This is a genomic window from Streptomyces umbrinus, assembly GCF_030817415.1.
Classification (GTDB): domain Bacteria; phylum Actinomycetota; class Actinomycetes; order Streptomycetales; family Streptomycetaceae; genus Streptomyces; species Streptomyces umbrinus_A.
In genome coordinates this window covers 921870-941006 of sequence record NZ_JAUSZI010000002.1, presented here as the reverse complement: position 1 = coordinate 941006, position 19137 = coordinate 921870, and the positions used below count along the sequence as shown (strand labels likewise).

Annotated in this window: 16 protein-coding genes and 1 pseudogene; 8 read left to right on the top strand and 9 right to left on the bottom strand. The window is 70.7% G+C overall.

Annotation, left to right across the window (positions count from 1 at the left end):
- Window positions 1–10: 10 nt before the first annotated feature.
- Together QF035_RS04900 and QF035_RS04895 are read right to left on the bottom strand one after the other, a co-directional pair.
- A pseudogene (locus tag QF035_RS04900) lies at window positions 11–573 on the bottom strand (MSMEG_1061 family FMN-dependent PPOX-type flavoprotein).
- Between the two features lie 86 nt (window positions 574–659).
- The gene (locus tag QF035_RS04895) at window positions 660–1487 is read right to left on the bottom strand and encodes a class I SAM-dependent methyltransferase (RefSeq protein ID WP_307518415.1); all 828 of its coding nucleotides are present in this window, start codon (window positions 1485–1487) and stop codon (window positions 660–662) included.
- Between the two features lie 158 nt (window positions 1488–1645).
- Between QF035_RS04895 and QF035_RS04890 the strand changes: the two genes are divergently transcribed.
- Window positions 1646–2797 carry an acyl-CoA dehydrogenase family protein gene (locus tag QF035_RS04890; protein ID WP_307518413.1) on the top strand — a complete coding sequence of 384 codons (1152 nt, stop codon included), beginning with the start codon at window positions 1646–1648 and terminating at the stop codon, window positions 2795–2797.
- 38 nt (window positions 2798–2835) lie between these two features.
- Here the strand turns inward: QF035_RS04890 and QF035_RS04885 are convergent, their stop codons facing one another.
- From QF035_RS04885 to QF035_RS04860, 6 genes are all read right to left on the bottom strand, one after another.
- Complete coding sequence (locus QF035_RS04885) at window positions 2836–3384, bottom strand: PaaI family thioesterase (RefSeq protein WP_307518411.1); 549 nt, start codon at window positions 3382–3384, stop codon at window positions 2836–2838.
- A gap of 16 nt (window positions 3385–3400) precedes the next feature.
- The gene (locus tag QF035_RS04880) at window positions 3401–4375 is read right to left on the bottom strand and encodes an LLM class flavin-dependent oxidoreductase (protein ID WP_307518409.1); all 975 of its coding nucleotides are present in this window, start codon (window positions 4373–4375) and stop codon (window positions 3401–3403) included.
- Entirely contained in the window at window positions 4372–6933 is a 2562-nt protein-coding gene (locus QF035_RS04875; protein ID WP_307518407.1) for a bifunctional acetate--CoA ligase family protein/GNAT family N-acetyltransferase, read from the bottom strand. Before QF035_RS04875 ends, QF035_RS04880 begins: the two co-directional genes overlap by 4 nt.
- Before the next feature lie 35 nt (window positions 6934–6968).
- The gene (locus tag QF035_RS04870; RefSeq protein WP_307518405.1) at window positions 6969–8048 is read right to left on the bottom strand and encodes an amidohydrolase family protein; all 1080 of its coding nucleotides are present in this window, start codon (window positions 8046–8048) and stop codon (window positions 6969–6971) included.
- 84 nt (window positions 8049–8132) lie between these two features.
- Window positions 8133–9095 carry an electron transfer flavoprotein subunit alpha/FixB family protein gene (locus QF035_RS04865; RefSeq protein WP_307518403.1) on the bottom strand — a complete coding sequence of 321 codons (963 nt, stop codon included), beginning with the start codon at window positions 9093–9095 and terminating at the stop codon, window positions 8133–8135.
- Window positions 9096–9170: 75 nt separating this feature from the next.
- Window positions 9171–9950, bottom strand: coding sequence for an electron transfer flavoprotein subunit beta/FixA family protein (locus tag QF035_RS04860; protein WP_307518401.1), 780 nt, complete (start codon window positions 9948–9950; stop codon window positions 9171–9173).
- Window positions 9951–10106: 156 nt separating this feature from the next.
- Between QF035_RS04860 and QF035_RS04855 the strand changes: the two genes are divergently transcribed.
- Genes QF035_RS04855 through QF035_RS04825 form a run of 7 tightly spaced genes read left to right on the top strand, consistent with a single transcriptional unit; the run spans window position 10107 to window position 17062 of the window.
- Entirely contained in the window at window positions 10107–11432 is a 1326-nt protein-coding gene (locus QF035_RS04855; RefSeq protein ID WP_307518399.1) for a phenylacetate--CoA ligase family protein, read from the top strand.
- Window positions 11432–12166 carry a hypothetical protein gene (locus tag QF035_RS04850; RefSeq protein WP_307518397.1) on the top strand — a complete coding sequence of 245 codons (735 nt, stop codon included), beginning with the start codon at window positions 11432–11434 and terminating at the stop codon, window positions 12164–12166. The genes QF035_RS04855 and QF035_RS04850 overlap by 1 nt, the downstream gene beginning before the upstream one ends.
- A 2-nt stretch (window positions 12167–12168) precedes the next feature.
- The gene (locus tag QF035_RS04845; RefSeq protein WP_307518395.1) at window positions 12169–13080 is read left to right on the top strand and encodes an SDR family oxidoreductase; all 912 of its coding nucleotides are present in this window, start codon (window positions 12169–12171) and stop codon (window positions 13078–13080) included.
- Window position 13081: 1 nt separating this feature from the next.
- Window positions 13082–13552 (top strand): Zn-ribbon domain-containing OB-fold protein, encoded by a 471-nt coding sequence (locus QF035_RS04840; protein ID WP_307518393.1) that lies wholly within the window; start codon window positions 13082–13084, stop codon window positions 13550–13552.
- Window positions 13549–14697 (top strand): thiolase family protein, encoded by a 1149-nt coding sequence (locus QF035_RS04835; RefSeq protein ID WP_307518391.1) that lies wholly within the window; start codon window positions 13549–13551, stop codon window positions 14695–14697. The genes QF035_RS04840 and QF035_RS04835 overlap by 4 nt, the downstream gene beginning before the upstream one ends.
- Window positions 14698–14729: 32 nt before the next feature.
- Window positions 14730–15950, top strand: a complete 1221-nt coding sequence (locus QF035_RS04830) for an acyl-CoA dehydrogenase family protein (RefSeq protein ID WP_307518388.1) — start codon at window positions 14730–14732, stop codon at window positions 15948–15950.
- Window positions 15947–17062, top strand: coding sequence for an acyl-CoA dehydrogenase family protein (locus QF035_RS04825; RefSeq protein ID WP_307518386.1), 1116 nt, complete (start codon window positions 15947–15949; stop codon window positions 17060–17062). The genes QF035_RS04830 and QF035_RS04825 overlap by 4 nt, the downstream gene beginning before the upstream one ends.
- A gap of 12 nt (window positions 17063–17074) precedes the next feature.
- Here the strand turns inward: QF035_RS04825 and QF035_RS04820 are convergent, their stop codons facing one another.
- The gene (locus QF035_RS04820) at window positions 17075–19051 is read right to left on the bottom strand and encodes a protein kinase domain-containing protein (RefSeq protein WP_307518384.1); all 1977 of its coding nucleotides are present in this window, start codon (window positions 19049–19051) and stop codon (window positions 17075–17077) included.
- Window positions 19052–19137 lie beyond the last annotated feature (86 nt).

The following is a 19137-nucleotide window of genomic DNA, read 5'->3' as shown; positions in this document are numbered from 1 at the left end:
GGGAACTGGTTCAGCCGGTCTGCCAGGACGCCGGATTCCACACTTCCGAGCGGCGCAGCGACTGCGGGCAGTGCAGGTAGATCTCGTCGATCTCCAGGACCAGGGCCAGCGTGGGGCGCTGATCGTCCAGCTTCATGGCGTCGAAGAACGGGGCGTCGGTGAGGATGCGGGCCCTGCCGTTGACCCGCAGGACCTCCTTGCTGCCGGGTATCAGGTACAGCAGGCCGGCGTGCGGGTTGTCGAGGATGTTGTGGAAGCTGTCGCCCCGCCGGTTCCCCGGCCGGTCGGGCAGGGCGAGCGTCCCGGGGTCGATGACGTGCGTGAAACCGGGGGCGTCCCCGCGCGGGGAGACGTCACAGTTGCCGCGCGCGTCGGACGTGGCCAGCAGGCAGAAGGGCGAGCGGCCACTATGTCCCGGTCCTTGTCGGTGAGTTGGTCGTGAACCTTCTCGATCACTATGGGCCAGGGCTCGCCCAGCAGCTCACGCAACTCGGTGCTCGACGTCAGCTCGACCCAGCCCTCCTCGGTCGCGGCGTCCGGCCCGTTCCCGGCGGTGTCGATCGTGTGCGGCAAGATCGTGTGCGGCAAGGCCGGCTCCCAACGTACGTGCGTCCAGCGAGTGGTTGCACATGGAACATCATCTTGAAGTTAGGCGTACCTTACTTTGCGGTGCGGACGTGAACGTGTGTGTGGCTGCCCTCGTGCCCCCGGCTTCCGGGCTCTGATCGGGCCTGAGCGGTGGCTGCTGCGCGTACGACGGTCAGGCCGCACCGGTATGGCTCGTTGAGCTCGCCGTCGGGGAAGAGCCCCGCCAGCGCGGTGCGGTTCGCGCCGAGGAGTTCGGCCCGCTCGGTGGGGTCCATGACCACGAAGTGCGAGTGCGTGGCGAGGTTGCGGATGTGCTCCTCGACGGTGATCCGGCGCGACCAGGTGATCTCACGGGTGTCCACCCGGACCGGGAACGGGGCGAACAGCTCGGCCACCGTCGTCGGGAAGCCGCGGGTGAAGGGTGCGAGCCGGTCCTCCTCCGCCGCGACCCATGGGACGCGGGTGTCGGCCTGGTTCCACCACAGGGCCAGTACGCCGTGGGGACGCAGCACGCGCAACGCTTCGGGGGCGGAGCGGGCCGGGTCGGTCCAGTGCCAGGCCTGCGCGTAGGCGATCACATCGAAACTGCCGGCGGCGAAGGGCAGACGGTTCCCCTCGCCCCGCACCAACGGAACCTCGGGCTCGGCCCGTCGCAGCTCCGCGGCCATACCGGCGCCCGGCTCCATCGCGACGACGTGGGCCCCGCGCTCGCGCAGCAGCCGGGTGGCGATACCGGTGCCGGCTCCGCAGTCCAGCACGTCGGCGCCGGCCAGTGGTCGGCCGGCGAGCTCCTCCACGGCGTCGAAGAGGGCGGGCGGATAGTCGGGGCGGGTGGCGGCGTACTGCGCGGCGACGGAGTCGAAGGACAGGGCGCGGGGCTGGTTCGCGTGTAATGCCATGCCTGCGATCTTTGCGGGCGGGGGCGAGGTTGTCAGTAGGCGGTGGCCGTGGCCGCGGCCCGTAGCTTCCGGGGCCGGTCATCTATGGACCCTCCCGGTTATCCGCTAACATAGAATAATTAGATAGATGAATAGGCTAGTGGTGGCGAGGAGTGGCCGTGGACTTCGGGCTGACCGACGAGCAGGACATGTTGCGCGCGACGGCACGGCAGTTCGTCGCCGATGTGTGCCCGGCCGAGAAGGCGAAGCAGTGGGACGAGGAGGGCGTCGTACCGCCCGAGTTGTTCCGGGGTATGACTGAACTCGGGTGGTTCTCGCTGCCGTTCAGCGAGGAGGAGGGCGGCGACGGCGGGGGACCGCTCGAACTCGTCCTGATCGCCGAGGAACTCGGGCGGGCCAGTTTCGACGTCGCCATGTGCTACATCGGCGTCCTCATCCCGGGAATCACCGTCTTCCGGTGGGGCAACGAGGCACAGCGCGACTTCATCCGCGAGCAGGTCATGACCGGACGCCACCGGCTCGCCGTCGGCCTCAGCGAGCCGGACAGCGGCTCCGACGCCGCCGCGCTGCGCACCACCGCGGAGGACCACGGCGACCACTTCCTCGTCCGCGGCCAGAAGGCATGGTGCACCGGCGGCGGGCTCCCCGACACGACCATCGCGACCTATGTGCGCACGGGACCCCGCGAGCCCAAGCACGGCGGCATCAGCCTGCTGCTCGTCGACCCCGCGACCGACGGCGTCGAAGTACGCCGCACACCCACGCTGGCCCGGCACATCCTGGGTACCAACGAGGTCTTCTTCAACGACGCTCTCGTACCGAAGGAGAACCTCGTGGGGCCGCGCGACGAGGGCTGGAAGGTCATGCTCTCCAATATCGAACTGGAGAAGGTGATCATCAGCGGGGGGTACCTGGGCGCCGCGCAGGCCACGCTGGACGAGATGCTGGAGTACGCGCGCACCCGGCACGCCTTCGGCCGTCCGATCGGCAACTTCCAGGCGCTCGCCCACGCGATGGCCGATCTGCAGACCGAGATCGACTCCGCCCGGCTGCTCGCGTACCGCGCCGCCTGGCTGCTCGCGCAGGGCAGGCCGTGCACCCGTGAGGGCTCGATGGCGAAGCTGAAGGGTTCGGAGACGTACGTGGCGGCCGCCCGGCTCGGGATGCAGGTCTGCGCCGGGCACGGTTTCTCGACCGAGAGCGTGATGAGCTTCCGCTACCGCGAGTCGATCGTCGCCACGATCTCCGGCGGGACCAGCCAGATCCAGCGAAACGGGATCGCCCGCAGCATGGGCCTGCGGTCCTACTGACCGACCCCTCCCGGCGTCCTCGGCAGGGCCGGTCGATCTCACCGGTCCTCGGCGTCTCCGCCCTGTTGTCCGGCCAGCCACTGCGCGTGCCGTGCGTAGTGGCTGTGGTCGCGCGTCACCCAGATTCCGGCGGCGCGGGCCAGTACCGCTCCGCCCGGCGGCAGCGTCAACTCGCCCGCGATGTACCAGCGTGAGCCCTCCCTCCGGTCGGCCCACACCCGCAGCTCCAGGGGGCGTTCCACCGGTACCGGCTTCACGAAGCTCACCGTCAGCTCGGCCGTCACGCTCATCACGCCGTGCAGCAACGGGAGATGGCCGAGACAGTCGTCCAGGACGGCCGCCGTCCAGCCGCCGTGCGCGACATCGGGGCCGCCCTCGTGGGAACGCGGACAGCTCAGCTCGAACCTCGCCACACCGTCCTCGTCGAGCCGTTCGCGCTCCACGCCGAGTCGACAGGAGCCGGCGGCGCGGCACCCACCGCACAGGGTCACGCCCCCGGCGGTACGCGGCGGCTCCGACAGGCCCGACCCCGCCCAGTGCCCGTTCGGCGTCGGCACGCCGGTCTTTCCGGTTCCCGTGGTCGACATGGCGGAACTCCTCGTGTCAGACATCGGCAAGCAGCGGGCGCAGCTTCCCGGCGATGAGCTGGACTTGGCGGGCGACCATCTCCTCGGGCATCCCGGCCAGCGAGGCCCACAGGAAGACCCCTTCGACCGGCAACCCCGCCACGTACGCCTTGATGGCATCGGCGGTCTCCTGCGGTGTGCCGTACAGGAACTGGCCGACGCCGGTCGCGCTCAGCCCCGTCTCCCGCCACTTCTCGGGGTTGATCGGACGGGGGGCCGGCTGGTCGGTCCCCTCCACCATGTACCGGCGGTAGCTGTCCCATTGGTAGGAGAGATGCTTGCGGACCACCGGCCAGTCGCCCTCCGGGTCCTCGGTGACGAACGTGGTGAACGAACCCTGCATCCGGCCCGCCGACATGTCGTAGCCGCTCTCGGCGAGTCCCTCCCGGTACGGCTCCAGCAGCGCGGGGTTGAGCGACAGCAGACCGGTGCCCAGCCTGCCTGCCCGGCGGGCGCCCTGCGGGCCCTGGTAGCCGAGCCAGATCGGCAGCGGGTCCTGGACCGGCCCGGGGGTGACCAGGGACTCGGCCCACAGCCCGCGGATCTCCCGCACCCGCTGGTCGGTCGTGGAGTAGCGCTTGGTCAGGTCGGCGTCGTACAGGCGGTATTCGGGCACGCGATAGCCCGTGCCGAGTCCGAGGTCCAGGCGGCCGTCGCTGATGATGTCCACGAGCGCGGCCTGTTCGGCGATCTCGGGGGCTGCGTGCAGCGGTGCGGGGATGACCGCGGTACCGAGACGGATCCGCCGTGTGCGGGCCGCGGCCGCGGCCGCCATGGTGAGCGGCTGCGGGAGGTACCCGTCCTCGAAGCCGTGGTGTTCGGAGAACCAGACCGAGTCGATGCCGAGCCGGTCCGCCTCCTCGCACATCTCCAGGGCGAATCCGTAGACCCGGGACCAACTCTGCCGCCAGGGCGGGGGATTGCGCATGTCGAAGTAGATGCCAACCCTCACGAGGGGCCACCTTTCCTTGTTTCGTCAGCGAGCCGGATCGTCGCGCGGGTGACGGCGACCCCGTCCCCGGGCGGCAGCAGCCGTATCGGACGCAGCTCCATCGCCTCGATCTCGGGCAGGTCCTCGACCATCGCGGAGATCCGCAGCACGGTCTCCTCCAACGCCGCGAGGTCCACGCCGGGGCCGCCCACCCTGCCGTCCAGCAGCGGAGCCGCCCGCAGCGAGCGGACCATCTCCCGGGCATCGCGGTCGCTGAGCGGGGTCACCCGGTGGGCGACGTCCGCCATCAGGTCGGCGTAGTCCCCGGTGAGGCCGAAGGCGACCACCGGGCCGAACACCGGGTCGGCGCCGACGGAGAGGAACGCGTCGAGCCCAGAGCCCAGCCCAGTGGCTCGCCCGGAGCCTCGTTCGGTGTCCCGCACGGCGATCCCGTACGAGTCCAGCAACTCGGCGGCGATACGCGCCGGTACGGGCCCGGGAGCACATCCGGCGAGCAGCGACCTGGCTCGGTCGGCGTCGACTCCGGGGAGATCCGGGACGACACCCGCGGGCGTACTCCGCCACGCCTGGTAGGCCGCCGCGTGCCCGAGCGAGGCCGCCGCCGACTCGGGGAACGCGTAGGTGGGGACGACCAGTTCGCCCCGGTGAAGGAGATCGGCGACGCCCGCGCCGCCCAGGAAACTCGCCACCACAGGCTTCGACGGCGCGGCCTCGGCCGCGTCGAGGATCGCCGCCGCCACCTCGTCGGGCTTGTCCGCCAGCGGAGGCATGAACAGGACTATGGCGGCGTCGATCTCGTCGTCGGCCAGTACGGCGTCGAGTGCCTGCCGGTAGTGCGCGGCGGTCGCCATGGGAGTGAGGTCGGCCGGGTTGGCGACCTCCGCCCCGGGGCCGAGGGCCGCGCGGAGCGTCTCCCGGGTGCGCTCGCCGAACCGGGGCACGCGCAGGCCGCTCGCCGCGCATGCGCCGACGGTCAGTGCCGCGGGCCCGCCCGCGTTGGTGATCACGGCGACCCTGTTGCCGGGCGGGGGAGGCTGGTGGGCGAGCAGCAGCGCCGCGTCGAACAGCTCCTGGAGGCTGCGTGTACGGATCACGCCGGACTGGGCGAACAGCGAACTCACCGCCGAATCCGATGGACCCGTCGGGTCCGCATGCCCCGCCGAATCCCCTCGACGTCCCGGGCCTCTTCGCCCTCCCGAGTCCACCTGACCCGTCGTGTGCGCGTGACCCGGGTGGACCGCGATGATCGGCTTGCGCGGCGCGACCCGGCGGGCGATGCGGGCGAACCGGCGTGGATTGCCGAAGGTCTCGACGTGCAGCAGGATCACCGAGGTCTCGGGGTCCTCCTCCCACCACTGGAGCAGGTCGTTGGTGGACACGTCCACGGCATGGCCCACCGATACGAACCCGGAGAAGCCCAGTCGCAGCCGCCGGGCGAAGTCGAGCACCGCGAGCCCCAGCGGCCCGGACTGGCTGGACATCGCCACCCGGCCGGGCGTGGGCAGGGCGGGCGAGAAGGTCGCGGCCAGCCTCGCCGCGGGCGTCGTGTTGACCACGCCCATGCAGTTCGGGCCCACCAGCCGCATCCCGGAGGCGCGGGCGAACCGGGACAGTTCCAGTTCGGTCGTCCGCCCGGCCGCACCGGTCTCCCCGAAGCCGGTGGAGACGACGACCACCGCCTTGACACCGGCCGCCGCACACTCCCGTACGACCTCGGGCACCGCCTCGGCCCGTACGGCGATCAGCGCCAGACCCGGCGGCTCGGGCAGTTCCCGGACGCTCGGGTACGCCCGGGCGCCCGCGACCTGCTCGGCCCGCGGATTGACGGGGAAGACGCTGCCGCGAAAACCGCCTCGCAGCAGGTTGGCCACGATCTCGTGACCGATCGTCAGGGGGCGCCGGTTGGCGCCGATCACCGCGACCGACCGGGGTTCGAGCAGGGGACGCAGGGAGCGTCGTACGGCCGTGTGCTCGCGGCGCTCGGCCCGGGCGACCGCCTGGGCCTGCGGGTCGACGGCGATGTCGAAGTGGACGATCTGGCCGGGTGGCCCGGACTCGACCCGGTAACCGGAGCCGAGGAACACGTTGATCATGCGGGTGTTGTCGGCGAGGACGTCGGCCTTCAGCACCCGGATGCCCCGGGCGCGGGCGGCAGCGGCGATGTGCTCCAGAAGCAGTCTGCCGAAGCCCTCGCTCTGGTCGTCGTCCCGGATGGTGAAGGTGACCTCCGCGTGGTCCGGGTCCTCGGTGTCACGGACGTAGCGCACCAGGCCCGCGATCTCGTCGCCGGCCAGCGCGACAAGGGCCAGCTCGTTGAGGTAGTCCACGTACGCGCCGCGCCGGATCACGTCGTCGCGCGCCCGGATCACCGGGCCGAGCGAGCGGTAGGCCAGGGTCGCCCGCGACAGGCCGCCGACGAAGGCGACCAGACGGTCGGCGTCCTCCGGCCGGATGGGCCGGACGAAGGTCGACCGCCCGGTCCTGACGAGTCCGGGCTGTTCCAGGTCCTCGGGGTACGCGGGCTTTTCCAGGTCCTCGGGATACGGGGGAGTGCTCACTGTTTCGTCCGGGGTCCTCGCGTCGCCGACGCCGCTCAGACGGCCGCCTCCTGGGGAGTCTGCTCGGGCAGACGGAACAGTTCGTTGAAGGTGCCGCGGGTGACGCGCTCGCGGATCTCCTCGGACACACCGTCGAACAGCTCGTGCAGCGTGGACTGCGTGTGCCCGTACGTGCCTTCCAGGTGGGGGTAGTCGTCGCCCCACATCACATTGCGGTAGCCCGTCGCCTCGACGATCTCCACCGAGCTCTTGTCGTGCTGGAAGGAGGCGTACACCTGCTGCCTGATGATCTCGCTGGGCAGCCGGCTCAGCTTCGGCCGTACGAACATGCCGTGCTGGCGGTAGGCCTCGTCCATCCGGTCGCCGATGGCCGGTACCCAGCCGGCGCCGCCCTCCGCGATGAGGATCCTGAGGTCGGGGTGACGGTCCAGGGCGCCGCCCGCGACCATGTGCGAGACGACGCGCATGCCCGGGTAGGTCGTCTCCATGTAGTTGACGACGGCGCCTCCGGGTCCGCGGAAGACGACGTTCTCGCCACCTGTGCCGATGTGGAAGCCGAGTACGACACCGGCCCGCTCGGCCGCGGTCCACAGCGGCTCCCAGAGGTCGAGGGCGTACTCCTCACCTGGCCGGGTGGAGCACGGCAGGAAGACCGACTGGAAGCCCATCTCCGCGACCCGCTCGACCTCGGCGACCGCGTCCTCGACGTTGGTCGTCGAGACGCAGGCGGGGGTGATGATGCGCTTCTGCTTCCCGAGGACCTCCGAGTGCGCCCAGTCGTTCCAGGCCCGTACGGTCTCCCGCGCGAGCTCCCGCTCGGTGATCGAGCACAGCCAGAACCCCATGGAGGGAAAGGCGAGTTGGCCCCAGACGCCCTCCTGGTCCAGGTCCTTGAGCCGGACGTCGAGGTCCCGGGCGCCCTGCGGTCGCATGGCGTCCATGAAGTCGTTCAGCTGGCGGTCGATGCGCTCGCCGTCGATGTAGAGCACCTCGTACTTGTCGCCGCGTTCGCTGCGCGGCGCTCGGTCGGCGAGGCGCGGCGGCAGCGCCCGGATCCAGAGGTCGTCGGGTTCCATCACGTGGGAGTCCCCCGAGTTGACCCAGATCTTCGTCATGGCGCTCCTTCGGGTCAATGGATGCAATCAGTTAGCTATTTTAGTCGTATCGGCCTCCGGGTGGAAGGCCGGAAGGGGTGGAGATCAGCTTCGGCGCCGCTCGATCTCCTCCACCAGTTGCGGGAGCACCTGGAAGAGGTCGCCCACGACGCCGTAGTCGGCCAGCTCGAAGATGGGGGCGTCCTGGTCCTTGTTGACCGCGACGATGGTCTTGGAGGTCTGCATGCCCGCGCGGTGCTGGATCGCCCCCGAGATGCCGGCGGCGAGGTAGAGCTGCGGGGAGACCTGGGTGCCCGTCTGGCCGACCTGGTGGCTGTGCGGATACCAGCCCGCGTCCACGGCGGCGCGGGACGCCCCGACGGCCGCGCCCAGCGTGTCGGCGACGCGCTCGATGACCGCGAAGTTCTCGGCGCCGTTCACACCGCGGCCGCCGGAGACCACGACGTCGGCCTCGGTCAGCTCGGGCCGGTCGCCGCGCTCCCGCGGCGAGCGGGACAGGACCTTGGCGGCGGCGGAGGCGGGGCCGAAGGTGACGTCCCACTTCTCTGTTTCGGGTGTGACGGGGGCCGGTTTGGGGGCCGCGGCGTTCGGCTTGACCGTGATCACCGGGATGCCCCGGGTGACATGGGCCGTCACCTGGTACGTCGCCGCGAACGCGGACTGCTCGGTCACCGGGTCACCCTCACCGGCGACGATGTCGACGGCGTCCGTGATCAGCCCCGACTCCAGGCGGAGTGCGACCCGAGCGGCGGTCTCCTTGCCGTCCGGGTTCGAGGGCAGCAGGATCGCCGCCGGGCCGGTGTTCTCGGCGATCTGGGTGAGCGCGTCCACGGCCGGAGTGACAAGGAGTTCGTCGACCTCGGGGGCGTCCACGACGTAGACCTTGTGCGCGCCGTACCGGCCGAGCGCCTCGGTCGCTGAGTCCGCGTCCCGCCCGAGGAAGACGGCCGACGGTTCGCCCAACCGGCGTGCCAGGGTGAGTAGTTCGAGGGTCGGCTTGCGTACGACGCCGTCGGTGTGATCGACGAGTACGAGGATCTCGGCCACGGTGCTGTACTCCTCCTGTTGGAACGGTTCCGGGGCGGGGCGGTGGGACCGCTGCTGGTGCGGTGCTGTCGGCGGTCAGGCGAACTTCTTGGCGGTGAGGAACGCGGCCAGCCCGACGCCGCCCGAACCGTCGTCGGCGACGATCTCGCCCTTGGAGCGCGGCGGGCGCCTGGTGGCGCTGTCCACGGCCGACCGCGCACCGGCCCGGCCCACCTGCCCGGCGTCGATGCCGAGATCGGCGAGGTCGAGGGTCTCCAGGGGCTTCTTCTTCGCGGCCATGATCCCCTTGAAGGAGGGGTAGCGGGCGTCGCCGGAGCGGTCGGTCACCGACACGACGGCGGGAAGTGCGCCCTGGACCCGGACGGTCGCGGAGTCGCCCTCGCGGCGGCCGGTGACCGTGCCGTCCTCGACCGTCAGCTCCTCGACGTGGGTGACGGCGGGGACTCCGAGCCGTTCGGCCAGCAGCGCCGGTACGACGCCCATGGTGCCGTCCGTCGAGGCCATCCCGCACAGGACGAGGTCGAAGCCGAGCCGTTCGATCGCCCTGGCCAGCACGAGTGAGGTCCCGAACGCGTCGCTGCCCTCGATGTCCTCGTCACTCACATGGGTCGCCGAGTCGCCGCCCATGGCGAGCGCCTTGCGCAGGGCGTCCTTCGCGTCGTCGGGGCCGACGGTGAGGTAGCTGATCTCGGCGTCGACGTCCGACTCGGCGATCCGCAGGGCCTGCTCGACGGCGTACTCGTCGAGTTCGGACAGCAGGGAGTCGACCGACTCGCGGTCGGTCCTCCCTTCCTCGGTGAAGGTGCGGTCCGCCGTGGCGTCGGGCACGTGCTTCACGCAGACAACGATCTTCACAGTGCTCTCTCCGTGCTCTCCCGAAGGTCTAATGAGTTCTAATAGTTAACTATATGGATCGCTGGAGCGCGAGAGTCTCCCGAAAATCCGTCGAATTGGTTGACTGATTGTGCTGATAGCTGGAAGATCTGGGCAGCCGAGCCGCGAGGAGGCGCCATGGGCGGTGACAGGGACACCGGGGACAGGTACTTCGAGCCACAGGTGGAGACCATGCCCCGCGACCAGCTGCGGGCCCGGCAGGAAGAACGGGTGCTGGAACTCGTCGAGTACGCCTACGGCAACTCCGCCTTCTACCGAGAGCTCTGGGACGAGCACGGGGTGCACCCACGTGACATCCGCTGCCTGGACGACTTCCGGGCGCGCATCCCGTTCATCACCAAGGACATGGTGCGCGCCCACCGGGCGCGCACCGGCGATCCCTTCGGCGGTCTGCTCTGCGTTCCGGTCGAAGGGCTGACCTCCGTCTCCTCCAGCTCAGGCACCACCGGCGACCCGGAGTTCTTCGCCGAGATCTGGGAGGACGCACCGCCCCTGGTGACCGCACAGGTGCGTGACCTCTGGGAGCTCGGCCTCAGGCCCGGGGACCGGGTGCTCAGCCCGCCCGGCACCTTCCGCAACCTCATGGACCCCGGCTACCAGGCGCTCGGCGCCGTGGTGATCGAGGTGGACACCTGGCTCGGGAAGATGAACGAGGTCGTCGACGCCCTGCGCACCTACCGGCCGGCCTACCTGCAGATGATGTATCCGCAGATGGTGGAGCTGGAGCACCTCGCCGAGAAGACGGATCTCAAGGAGGCGTTCTCCTCCCTGAAGGGTGCCTCGTGCGCCGGACAGCCCCTCAGCCGGAAGATGCGCGAGCGGATCCGCGACGACTGGGGTATCGACGTCTACGAGTACACCAGCGCGGCCGACACCGGCACCGCCTGGGAGTGCCGGGAGCACGACGGCTTCCACCTCTGGGAGGACACCGTCTTCGCGGAGTGCGTCGAGGTCGACGAACAGGGCGGATGGCGTGACGTCCCGGAGACGGACCTCGGCGAACTGGTCGCCACCGACCTGGACAACCGGGCCGCACCGTTGATCCGCTACCGCAGCGAGGACCTCGTCCGCCTCTCGGGGGACCGCTGCGGCTGCGGGCGGACCCACGCCCGGATGTGGGTGGCCGGGCGGCGCGGTGACGAGACGCTGGTCCAGGGGCGTTCCGTGGTCCTGCGGGACATCTGGCGGGCCGTGGAGGATCAGCCGGAGACGGCGTCAGGGGTTTTCCAGATCGTCCGGGACCGACGCGAGGTCGACGAACTGCGGTTGCGCGTCGGCTACGACCCGGGGCTCACCGCGGATGTCGACGCCCTGGCAGGGCGGCTCGGCGAGGCCGTGCGTGAGCTGACCGGAGTCAAGCCGGTGCTCGACATGCGCACCGAGGAGGACCTGTTGAAGACCATGACCAGTGTCGCCAAATTCCCCCGGGTGGTGAAGAGCTGATGGCGCGCGCCGACACCCTGGCCCGCGCCAGGACACTCGACCGGCCCGAACTGGCCTACCTCGTACGCTTCCCCGCCGCCGACGGCATGCGGGACATGGAGCTGACCTGGGCGGAACTCGCCCGGGACACCGCATGGGTCACGGCACGGCTGCGGGAGCACGGACTGACCGCCGGGCAGCGGGCGCTGCTGACCACCTCCGGCTTCGAGGGCTTCTGGGGTCACGCGGTGATCGGCGCACTGCGGTCGCTCAAGGTGACCTACGGCATCGCGGAGGCGATGGGCTGGGACCATCGCCGGACCTCGGTCTTCCACCGCGAACTGGACCCGCACGCGGTGATCGGCCTGTCGGCGGAGACCCTGGAAGGTCTCGCCGGAGCAGCCGATCTCGGTGAGATGTTCCGCTCGACGTCCCTCGTACTGGCCCGGCCCGCGGCCGTGCCGATACTCCGCGGGGTGGGCGTGTCCGCCTGCCTGATCTCCGCCGTGGGACCGGCTCTCGCCCTGGAATGCCCCGAGCGGTGCGGCGCACACGTGAACGGCGCCGAATGGCGGGTCGGCGAGCGCGAGGACGGACAGCTGTACGTCGCGGCGGGGGAGGGGCGTGCCTCGCCGCTCCCCGAGACACCTCTCGGCATTGCGGGCCGCGTCGCCACGGGCAGGTGCGCCTGCGGCAGCGAGGATCCGCGCGTACTGCTCGGCGATGTCAACGCGTCGTATTCAGCAAGGAGTTGAGGATGTCTGAAGGAGTGGTCTACGGCCGTGTCGTGGTCGTCACCGGGGCCGGCAACGGGATCGGCAGGGCACACGCCCTGGCGTTCGCCGCGCACGGCGCGAAGGTCGTGGTCAACGACCTGGGCGGTTCACGCGACGGAGGGGGCTCCTCGGCCGGGCCCGCGCAGACCGTGGTCGACGAAATCGTCGCGGCCGGCGGCGAGGCGGTGGCGAACACGGACGACATCTCCACCTGGGAGGGCGCCGGCCGGCTCGTCCAGCAGGCCGTGGACACCTACGGCGGCCTCGACGTGCTGGTCAACAACGCCGGCATCCTCCGCGACCGGATGATCGTGTCGATGACGGAGCGGGACTGGGACAGTGTGCTCGCCGTCCATCTCAAGGGCAGCTTCGCCACCCTGCACCACGCGGCCGCGTACTGGCGGGGGCGTGCCAAGTCCGGTCACGACAACGACGCCAGGGTCATCAACACCACCTCTCCGTCCGGCATCTTCGGCAACCCGGGTCAGTCGAACTACGGCTCGGCCAAGGCCGGCATCGCGAGCCTCACCGTCATCGCCGCGGCCGAACTCGCCCGCTACGGCGTGACGGTGAACGCCATCGCGCCCACCGCGCTCACCCGGCTGACCGAGGACATCGAGATGATGAAGCGGGCCGCCGAGAGCGAGGACCTGACCCCGGAGGCCATCTCCCCACTCGTGGTGTGGCTGGGCTCGGCGGCGTCGCGCGAGGTCACCGGCCGGGTGTTCGGCGTCGTCGGCAACCGGATCACCGTACTGGAGGGCTGGGTCAACGGCCCCGGTGCGAGTGCCGAGACTCGATGGACTCCGGAGGAGCTGTCCTCCGTCGTACCGAACCTGGTGGCCAAGGCGGCTCCGAACGCCGACGCCCTCGGCAACCGGAACGGGGCGTGAGATGACGACGACGCAACGGCCGGTCACCGAAGGCCTGTTCACCTGGCCGCCCTCCGCATCCGAACCCCTCCGGCTCATCGGCTCCGAGTGCACGGCGTGCGGTCTGGTGAGTTTCCCGGCGGCCTCGGACTGCGTCCGGTGCGCGAGCGACGAGTCGAAGATACGGCTGCTCGCGGACCGCGGGACGCTGTGGACGTACACGACCCAGAACTTCCGCCCGCCGTCCCCGCCGTACGACGGCCCCGAGACCTTCGAGCCGTACGCGGTCGGTTACGTCGAACTCGCCGGCGAGCTGCTGGTCGAGGCCCGTCTCACCGAGCCCGACCCGGAGAAGCTGCGGATCGGGCAGGACATGCGGCTGACGCTCGTGCCCTATGCCGTGCGGGACGACGGCACGGAGGTCATGACGTTCGCGTTCGCCCCGGTCGAGGAGTCCGCCCAAGCAGAGCCGGTCGAGGAGGAGGCGTCATGACCGAGGCCGTCATCATCGGGGTGGGGCTCCACCCCTTCGGCCGGTTTCCCGGCAAGCCCGCCATGGACATGGGTGCGGACGCCGTACGGCTCGCGCTCGCCGACGCGGGCGTGACCTGGCCGCAGATCCAGGGCGGTTACGTCGGCAGCTTCGAGGTCGCGAACCCGGACGCGATCGTCGGCAAACTGGGCCTCACGGGCGTTCCGCTGCGGGGCGTGTTCAACGGCTGTGCCACGGCCGGTACGGCGGTGGCCCTCGCAGCCCGGGCCATCGAGACCGGCGAGCACGACCTGACCATCGCCATCGGCCTGGACAAACACCCGCGCGGCGCGTTCGCCGCGGACCCCTCCGTCGCCGGCATCCCCCCCTGGTACGGACAGACCGGGCTCTTCCTCACCACCCACTTCTTCGGCATGAAGATCAACCGCTATATGCACGACCACGGCATCTCCCACGAGACGCTCGCGCGCGTGGCGTCGAAGAACTTCCGCAACGCGGCCGGAAACGAGAAGGCCTGGCGCCGAACTCCCCTCACACCTGAGGAGGTTCTCGCCTCCCCGGTCCTCAACCACCCACTCCGCCAGTACATGTACTGCGGCCCGGACGAGGGCGCAGCGGCCCTCGTGCTGTGCCGCGCCGACCAGGCCCACAAGTACACCTCCACGCCCGTACGGATCCGGTCCACCTCCCTGCGCAGCCGCAGGCTCGGTGCCTTCGAGGTGCAGAGCCCGTCGTTCCCCGTGGGAGAGCCGGTGGAAAGCCCGACGGTCGACGCCTCACGCGAGGCGTACGAACGGGCAGGCATCGGACCCGAGGACGTCGACGTGGCTCAGCTCCAGGACACCGACGCCGGGTCCGAGATCATCCACATGGCGGAGAACGGCCTCTGCAAGGACGGCGAACAGGAACGCCTCATCGCCGAGGGCGCCACCGAGATCGGTGGCCGGCTTCCGGTCAACACGGACGGCGGGCTGCTCGGCAACGGTGAGCCCATCGGGGCCTCCGGCCTGCGCCAGATCCACGAGATCGTGCTCCAACTGCGCGGCACGGCGGGCACCCGGCAGATCCCCGGCACACCGCGCGTCGGCTACACCCACCTGTACGGCGCACCGGGCGTGTCGGCGGTCACGATCCTCTCGACCTGAAAGCAGCACCTGAAAGCAGCAGGGGACCCCCGATGGAACATGACATGCAGGACTTCACCGCCGAGGTGCGCCGCTTCCTCGACGCGCACGTGGCGAAGGCCCCCGACCGCACCGCCTTCACCTGGGGCGAGGGCGACGACTCGATGGCGTACTTCAGCAGCCTCCCGCCGGAGGAGGAGCGGGAGCACGTGCAACGGGCGAGGGACTGGCAGCGGATCCGCCACGAGAACGGCTTCGGCTGGATCACCGGCCCGCCCGAGTACGGCGGCCGTGGCCTCACCCCCGTCCATGACCTGCTCTACGACGCCATCGAGTCCGAGTACGACGTCGCCGACACCGGCACGCTGAGCGTGATCGGCCTGGGCATGATCGGCCCGACGATCCTCGCCCACGCCCAACCCCGCATCAAGGACCGCTGGTTGCCCGCGATGTACCGCGGGGACGCCATCGCCTGCCAGCTGTTCAGTGAGCCCGGCGCGGGATCGGACCTGGCGAGCGTGGCGACGAAGGCCGTCCGTGACGGCGAGGACTGGGTGCTCAACGGCCAGAAGGTGTGGACGTCGGTCGCCCAGCACAGCCAGATCGGCCTCGCACTGACCCGTACGAATCCGGACGCGCCCAAGCACCGCGGCATCACGGCTTTCCTGGTCCCCATGGACGCCCCCGGTGTCGAGGTCCGGCCGCTCAGGCAGATGACCGGGGGCGCGGACTTCAACGAGGTCTTCCTCACCGACGTGCGCGTCCCCGAGGACCACCGCCTCGGCGAGATCGACGGCGGCTGGACCGTCGCCCTGACCACCCTGATGAACGAGCGCGCGACGGTCGGCAGCGAGGGTGCGGGACCGGTGGCCGCGGCCCTGTCCCCGGACCGGCTCTCGGCACTGATGCGCGCCACCTGGACCTGGGACGACCGCGCCCTGCGCGCCCGTCTCGCAGAACTCCTCGTGGACGCCATGGCCACCGAGCACCTCAACACGCGCGCCCTGCGCACGCTGCGGGCGGGCGTCACGCCTGGCCCGGAGAGGTCCGTCGCCAAGCTGATGTACGGTCAGAATCTCACCAGGGCCGCCCACTTCGTCGCGGACTGCCTCGGACCCCGGCTCGTCGCCGACACCGGCAAGTGGGGCACGTACGCCTGGTCCGAACTCCTCCTGGCCACCCCGGCGTTGCGCATCCTCGGCGGCACCGAGGAGATCATGAAGAACATCCTCGCGGAACGGGTCCTCGGTCTGCCGAAGGAGGCACGCGCGTGAGCGCCGACGATAGCGAGTTGAGGGAACTCCGGTCCTCCGTAAGGCAGTTCCTGGAAGCCAGGTCTCCTGAGGAGGCGGTCCGCAAGCTCATGGAGAGTGAGCCGCGCTTCGACCTCGACGTGTGGGCCCAAGCGGCCGACCAGTTGCGGCTGCCGAGCCTGGTGATCCCCGAGGAGTACGGCGGCGACGGCTTCGGCCCGGTCGAACTCGGCGTCGTCCTGGAGGAGATGGGCCGCGCCCTGCTCTGCTCACCCTTCTTCTCGACGGTCGTGCTCGCGGCCCAGGCCTTGCTCGCCTCCGGCGACAAGGGCGCCTGTGCGCGTCATCTCCCCGGCATCGCGGCCGGGCGGACCACCGCGGCCCTCGCTGTCGCCGAGGACGGTGGCTCCTGGGACCCCGCCCTGATCTCCGCCCGCGCGGTACCTGACGGGGACGGAGGCTGGCGGCTGAACGGCCGCAAGTCCTTCGTGATCGACGGTACGACGGCCGACCTGGTCCTCGTGGTCGCTCGTACCGTCGCCGGTCCGTCGCTCTTCGCGGTGGAGCGGACTTCCGCCGGTGTGGCAGCCGAGGCGATGGAGACCCTGGACGCCACCCGGGCGATGGCCAGGCTGACGTTCGACACCGTGCCGGCCGCCCTCGTCGGCGCGGACGGGGCGGGCGGGCGCGTCATGGCCAGGGTCCTGGACATCGCCACGGTCGGGCTGGCCGCCGAGCAGGCGGGCGGGGCCCGCCGGTGTCTGGAAATGAGCGCCGACTACGCCCGTACGCGGCATCAGTTCGGCCGGCCGATCGGTTCCTTCCAGGCCGTCAAGCACAAGTGTGCGGACATGCTCGTGCAGGTGGAGCTGGCCGAGGCCGCGTCCCGCGAGGCGGCACGGTCGGCCGCCGAGGGAACCCCCGACTTCCCGGTCGCCGCCGCCGTCGCCCACGCCTGCTGCTCACGGGCCTACATGTTCGCGGCCATGGAGAACATCCAGGTCCACGGCGGCATCGGCTTCACCTGGGAGCACCCGGCCCACCTGTACTTCCGGCGGGCCAAGTCCTCACAGCTGCTCTTCGGCGGCCCGGCGGTGTACCACGAGCGGCTGCTCGACCGGCTCGGCATCTGAACCGGCGCTGCGTCAGGACCAGTTCCACACCTGGTTGATGCTGCCCGCGCAACCCCAGCCCTGCACCCTTTGACCGTCCTGGCCGGAGGTGTTGGCCTCCGCGTCCAGGCAGAGGCCGTCCGGGACGCTGACCAGTGTTCCGCCGCCACCGAGCCGCCATCTCTGGGCGCTCTGTCCGTCGCAGTTCCTGGCCCGGATCTGCTGGCCGTTCCGGCCCACCGTGCCGGCGTCCAGGCAGAGGTGGCTGCCCTGGTTGACAACGACGTACTCGGAACTCTGACCGGACACCCGGTACAGCGCCCACTTCTGGGTGGCCGTGCCCTGGCATCCCCACACCTGTGCGTCCGGCTCGCGGATGTCGAGGCACCGGGCGACCGACGCGCCGTCGACGCTCTGGGTCACGGTGACCGCGCCGGCCTTGACCGGCCCGGGCGGCTTGCCGTACAGCAGCTTCTTGGTCGCCTCGCCGACCTTTCCGTCGACGGTGATACCGGCCTCGCTCTGGAGGGCCCTGACCGCGGTGAGGGTCGCCTCCCCGAACCGTCCGTCGATCGTGACGCGCAGGCCGTGCCCCACGAGAAGCATCTGCAGTGCCTCGACGCAGACGCCCTGGGATCCCGACGCGATCTCGGCGGGACAGCGGGAGGTTCGGATGTCCAGCGTCGCGGGATCCCGTGAGCCCTCGTCACCGGGGGACTTCTCCGCGGCCTGGTCGAGGCCCGTCTTCGACGGAGTGGCCTTCGGCGCCTTCTGCGAACTGGTGGGCACCGAGGCCCCCTTCTCCGTCACGGCCGACGACGCCTGCGGCCCGGTGCCGGCCGAGGGTGCGGTGTCGCCCTGCCGCAGAAGGGCGACGGTGATGCCCCCGGCGACCAGGACGCCCGCCATGGCAGCGGCGCCCGCCATCAGTTTTCTGCGCCTTCCGGGCGTCGGCCTTCTGCGCCTCCCGGGCATCGGCGCGGCAGGGGCGACGGACGCGACGGAGCCGGTGGACGGGTCCACGGGCGGCGCCGCGGCGAGGGCGGCGGGCCGTCCGTCGCCCAGGGGTGCCCACTTCGGGGCGGACCGGAGCGGCTGCCCGTCAGGAGCCGGCAGTTGGTGCCCGATGGCGGTCCTGAAGACCGCCTCCGGTAATGGGCGGCTCAGAGGATCCTTGTCCAGACAGGCACGGATGAACTCGGCCAGGTCCGCGTCGACGGCCGCCACCTTGGTGAGGACTTCCTCCCGCGGCGCTTCGAAGGCCACCCGGTGCAGGACGTCGACACCCGTCCCCTCGCCGAACGGCGCCCGCCCGGTGACGGCGTAGGCGAGGGCGGAGGCCAGCGCGAAGACGTCGGAGGCGGCCGTCACCTCGTTGCCCCGGACCTGTTCCGGGGACATGAAGGCGGGGGTGCCCACGTTCTGGCCCGTCGCGGTGATCGAGGTGTCGTCGGTGGCCCGGACGACACCGAAGTCGATGACGCGAGCGCCATCGGCCGCCAGGATCACATTGGACGGCTTGAGGTCACGGTGGACGATCCCCGCACGCCAGATGGCTTCGACCGCACGCCCCATGTCGGCCATCAGCCGCCAGGCCACCGTCGCGTCGACCGGCCCGCGCGCGGTGACGACTTCGTCGAGCGTCGGCCCTGGGACGTACTCGGTGGCGACCCACACCAGGTCCTCGTCGAAGCCACTGCCCAGCAGCCGTACGATGTGTGCCCCCTGGACGCGGTCCAGTGCGCCGACCTCGCGCTCGAAGCGCTTGCGGAACCGGGGATCCTCCGCGTATTCGGGCCTGATCACCTTGACGGCGGCCATTCCCGTCCCGCCGACGGTGTCGCGGCCCAGATAGACCCGGCCCATTCCGCCGCTGCCCAGCCGTGACATCAGCACATAGGGGCCGACCCGTGCGGGATCGTTCTTCCTGAGCGGGACCGGGGCCGGCGGGTCCATGCCGACCGCCGCGTAGGCGAGCGCGACGGACCGGTTGAGCTGGAGGTCAGTCATGGGGGATCCCGGTCTCTCGCGTGACATGTGCGACGAGCGCGGCGTGCGCGACTGACGTCGGTCAGCGGGAGACTATCCCAACATCC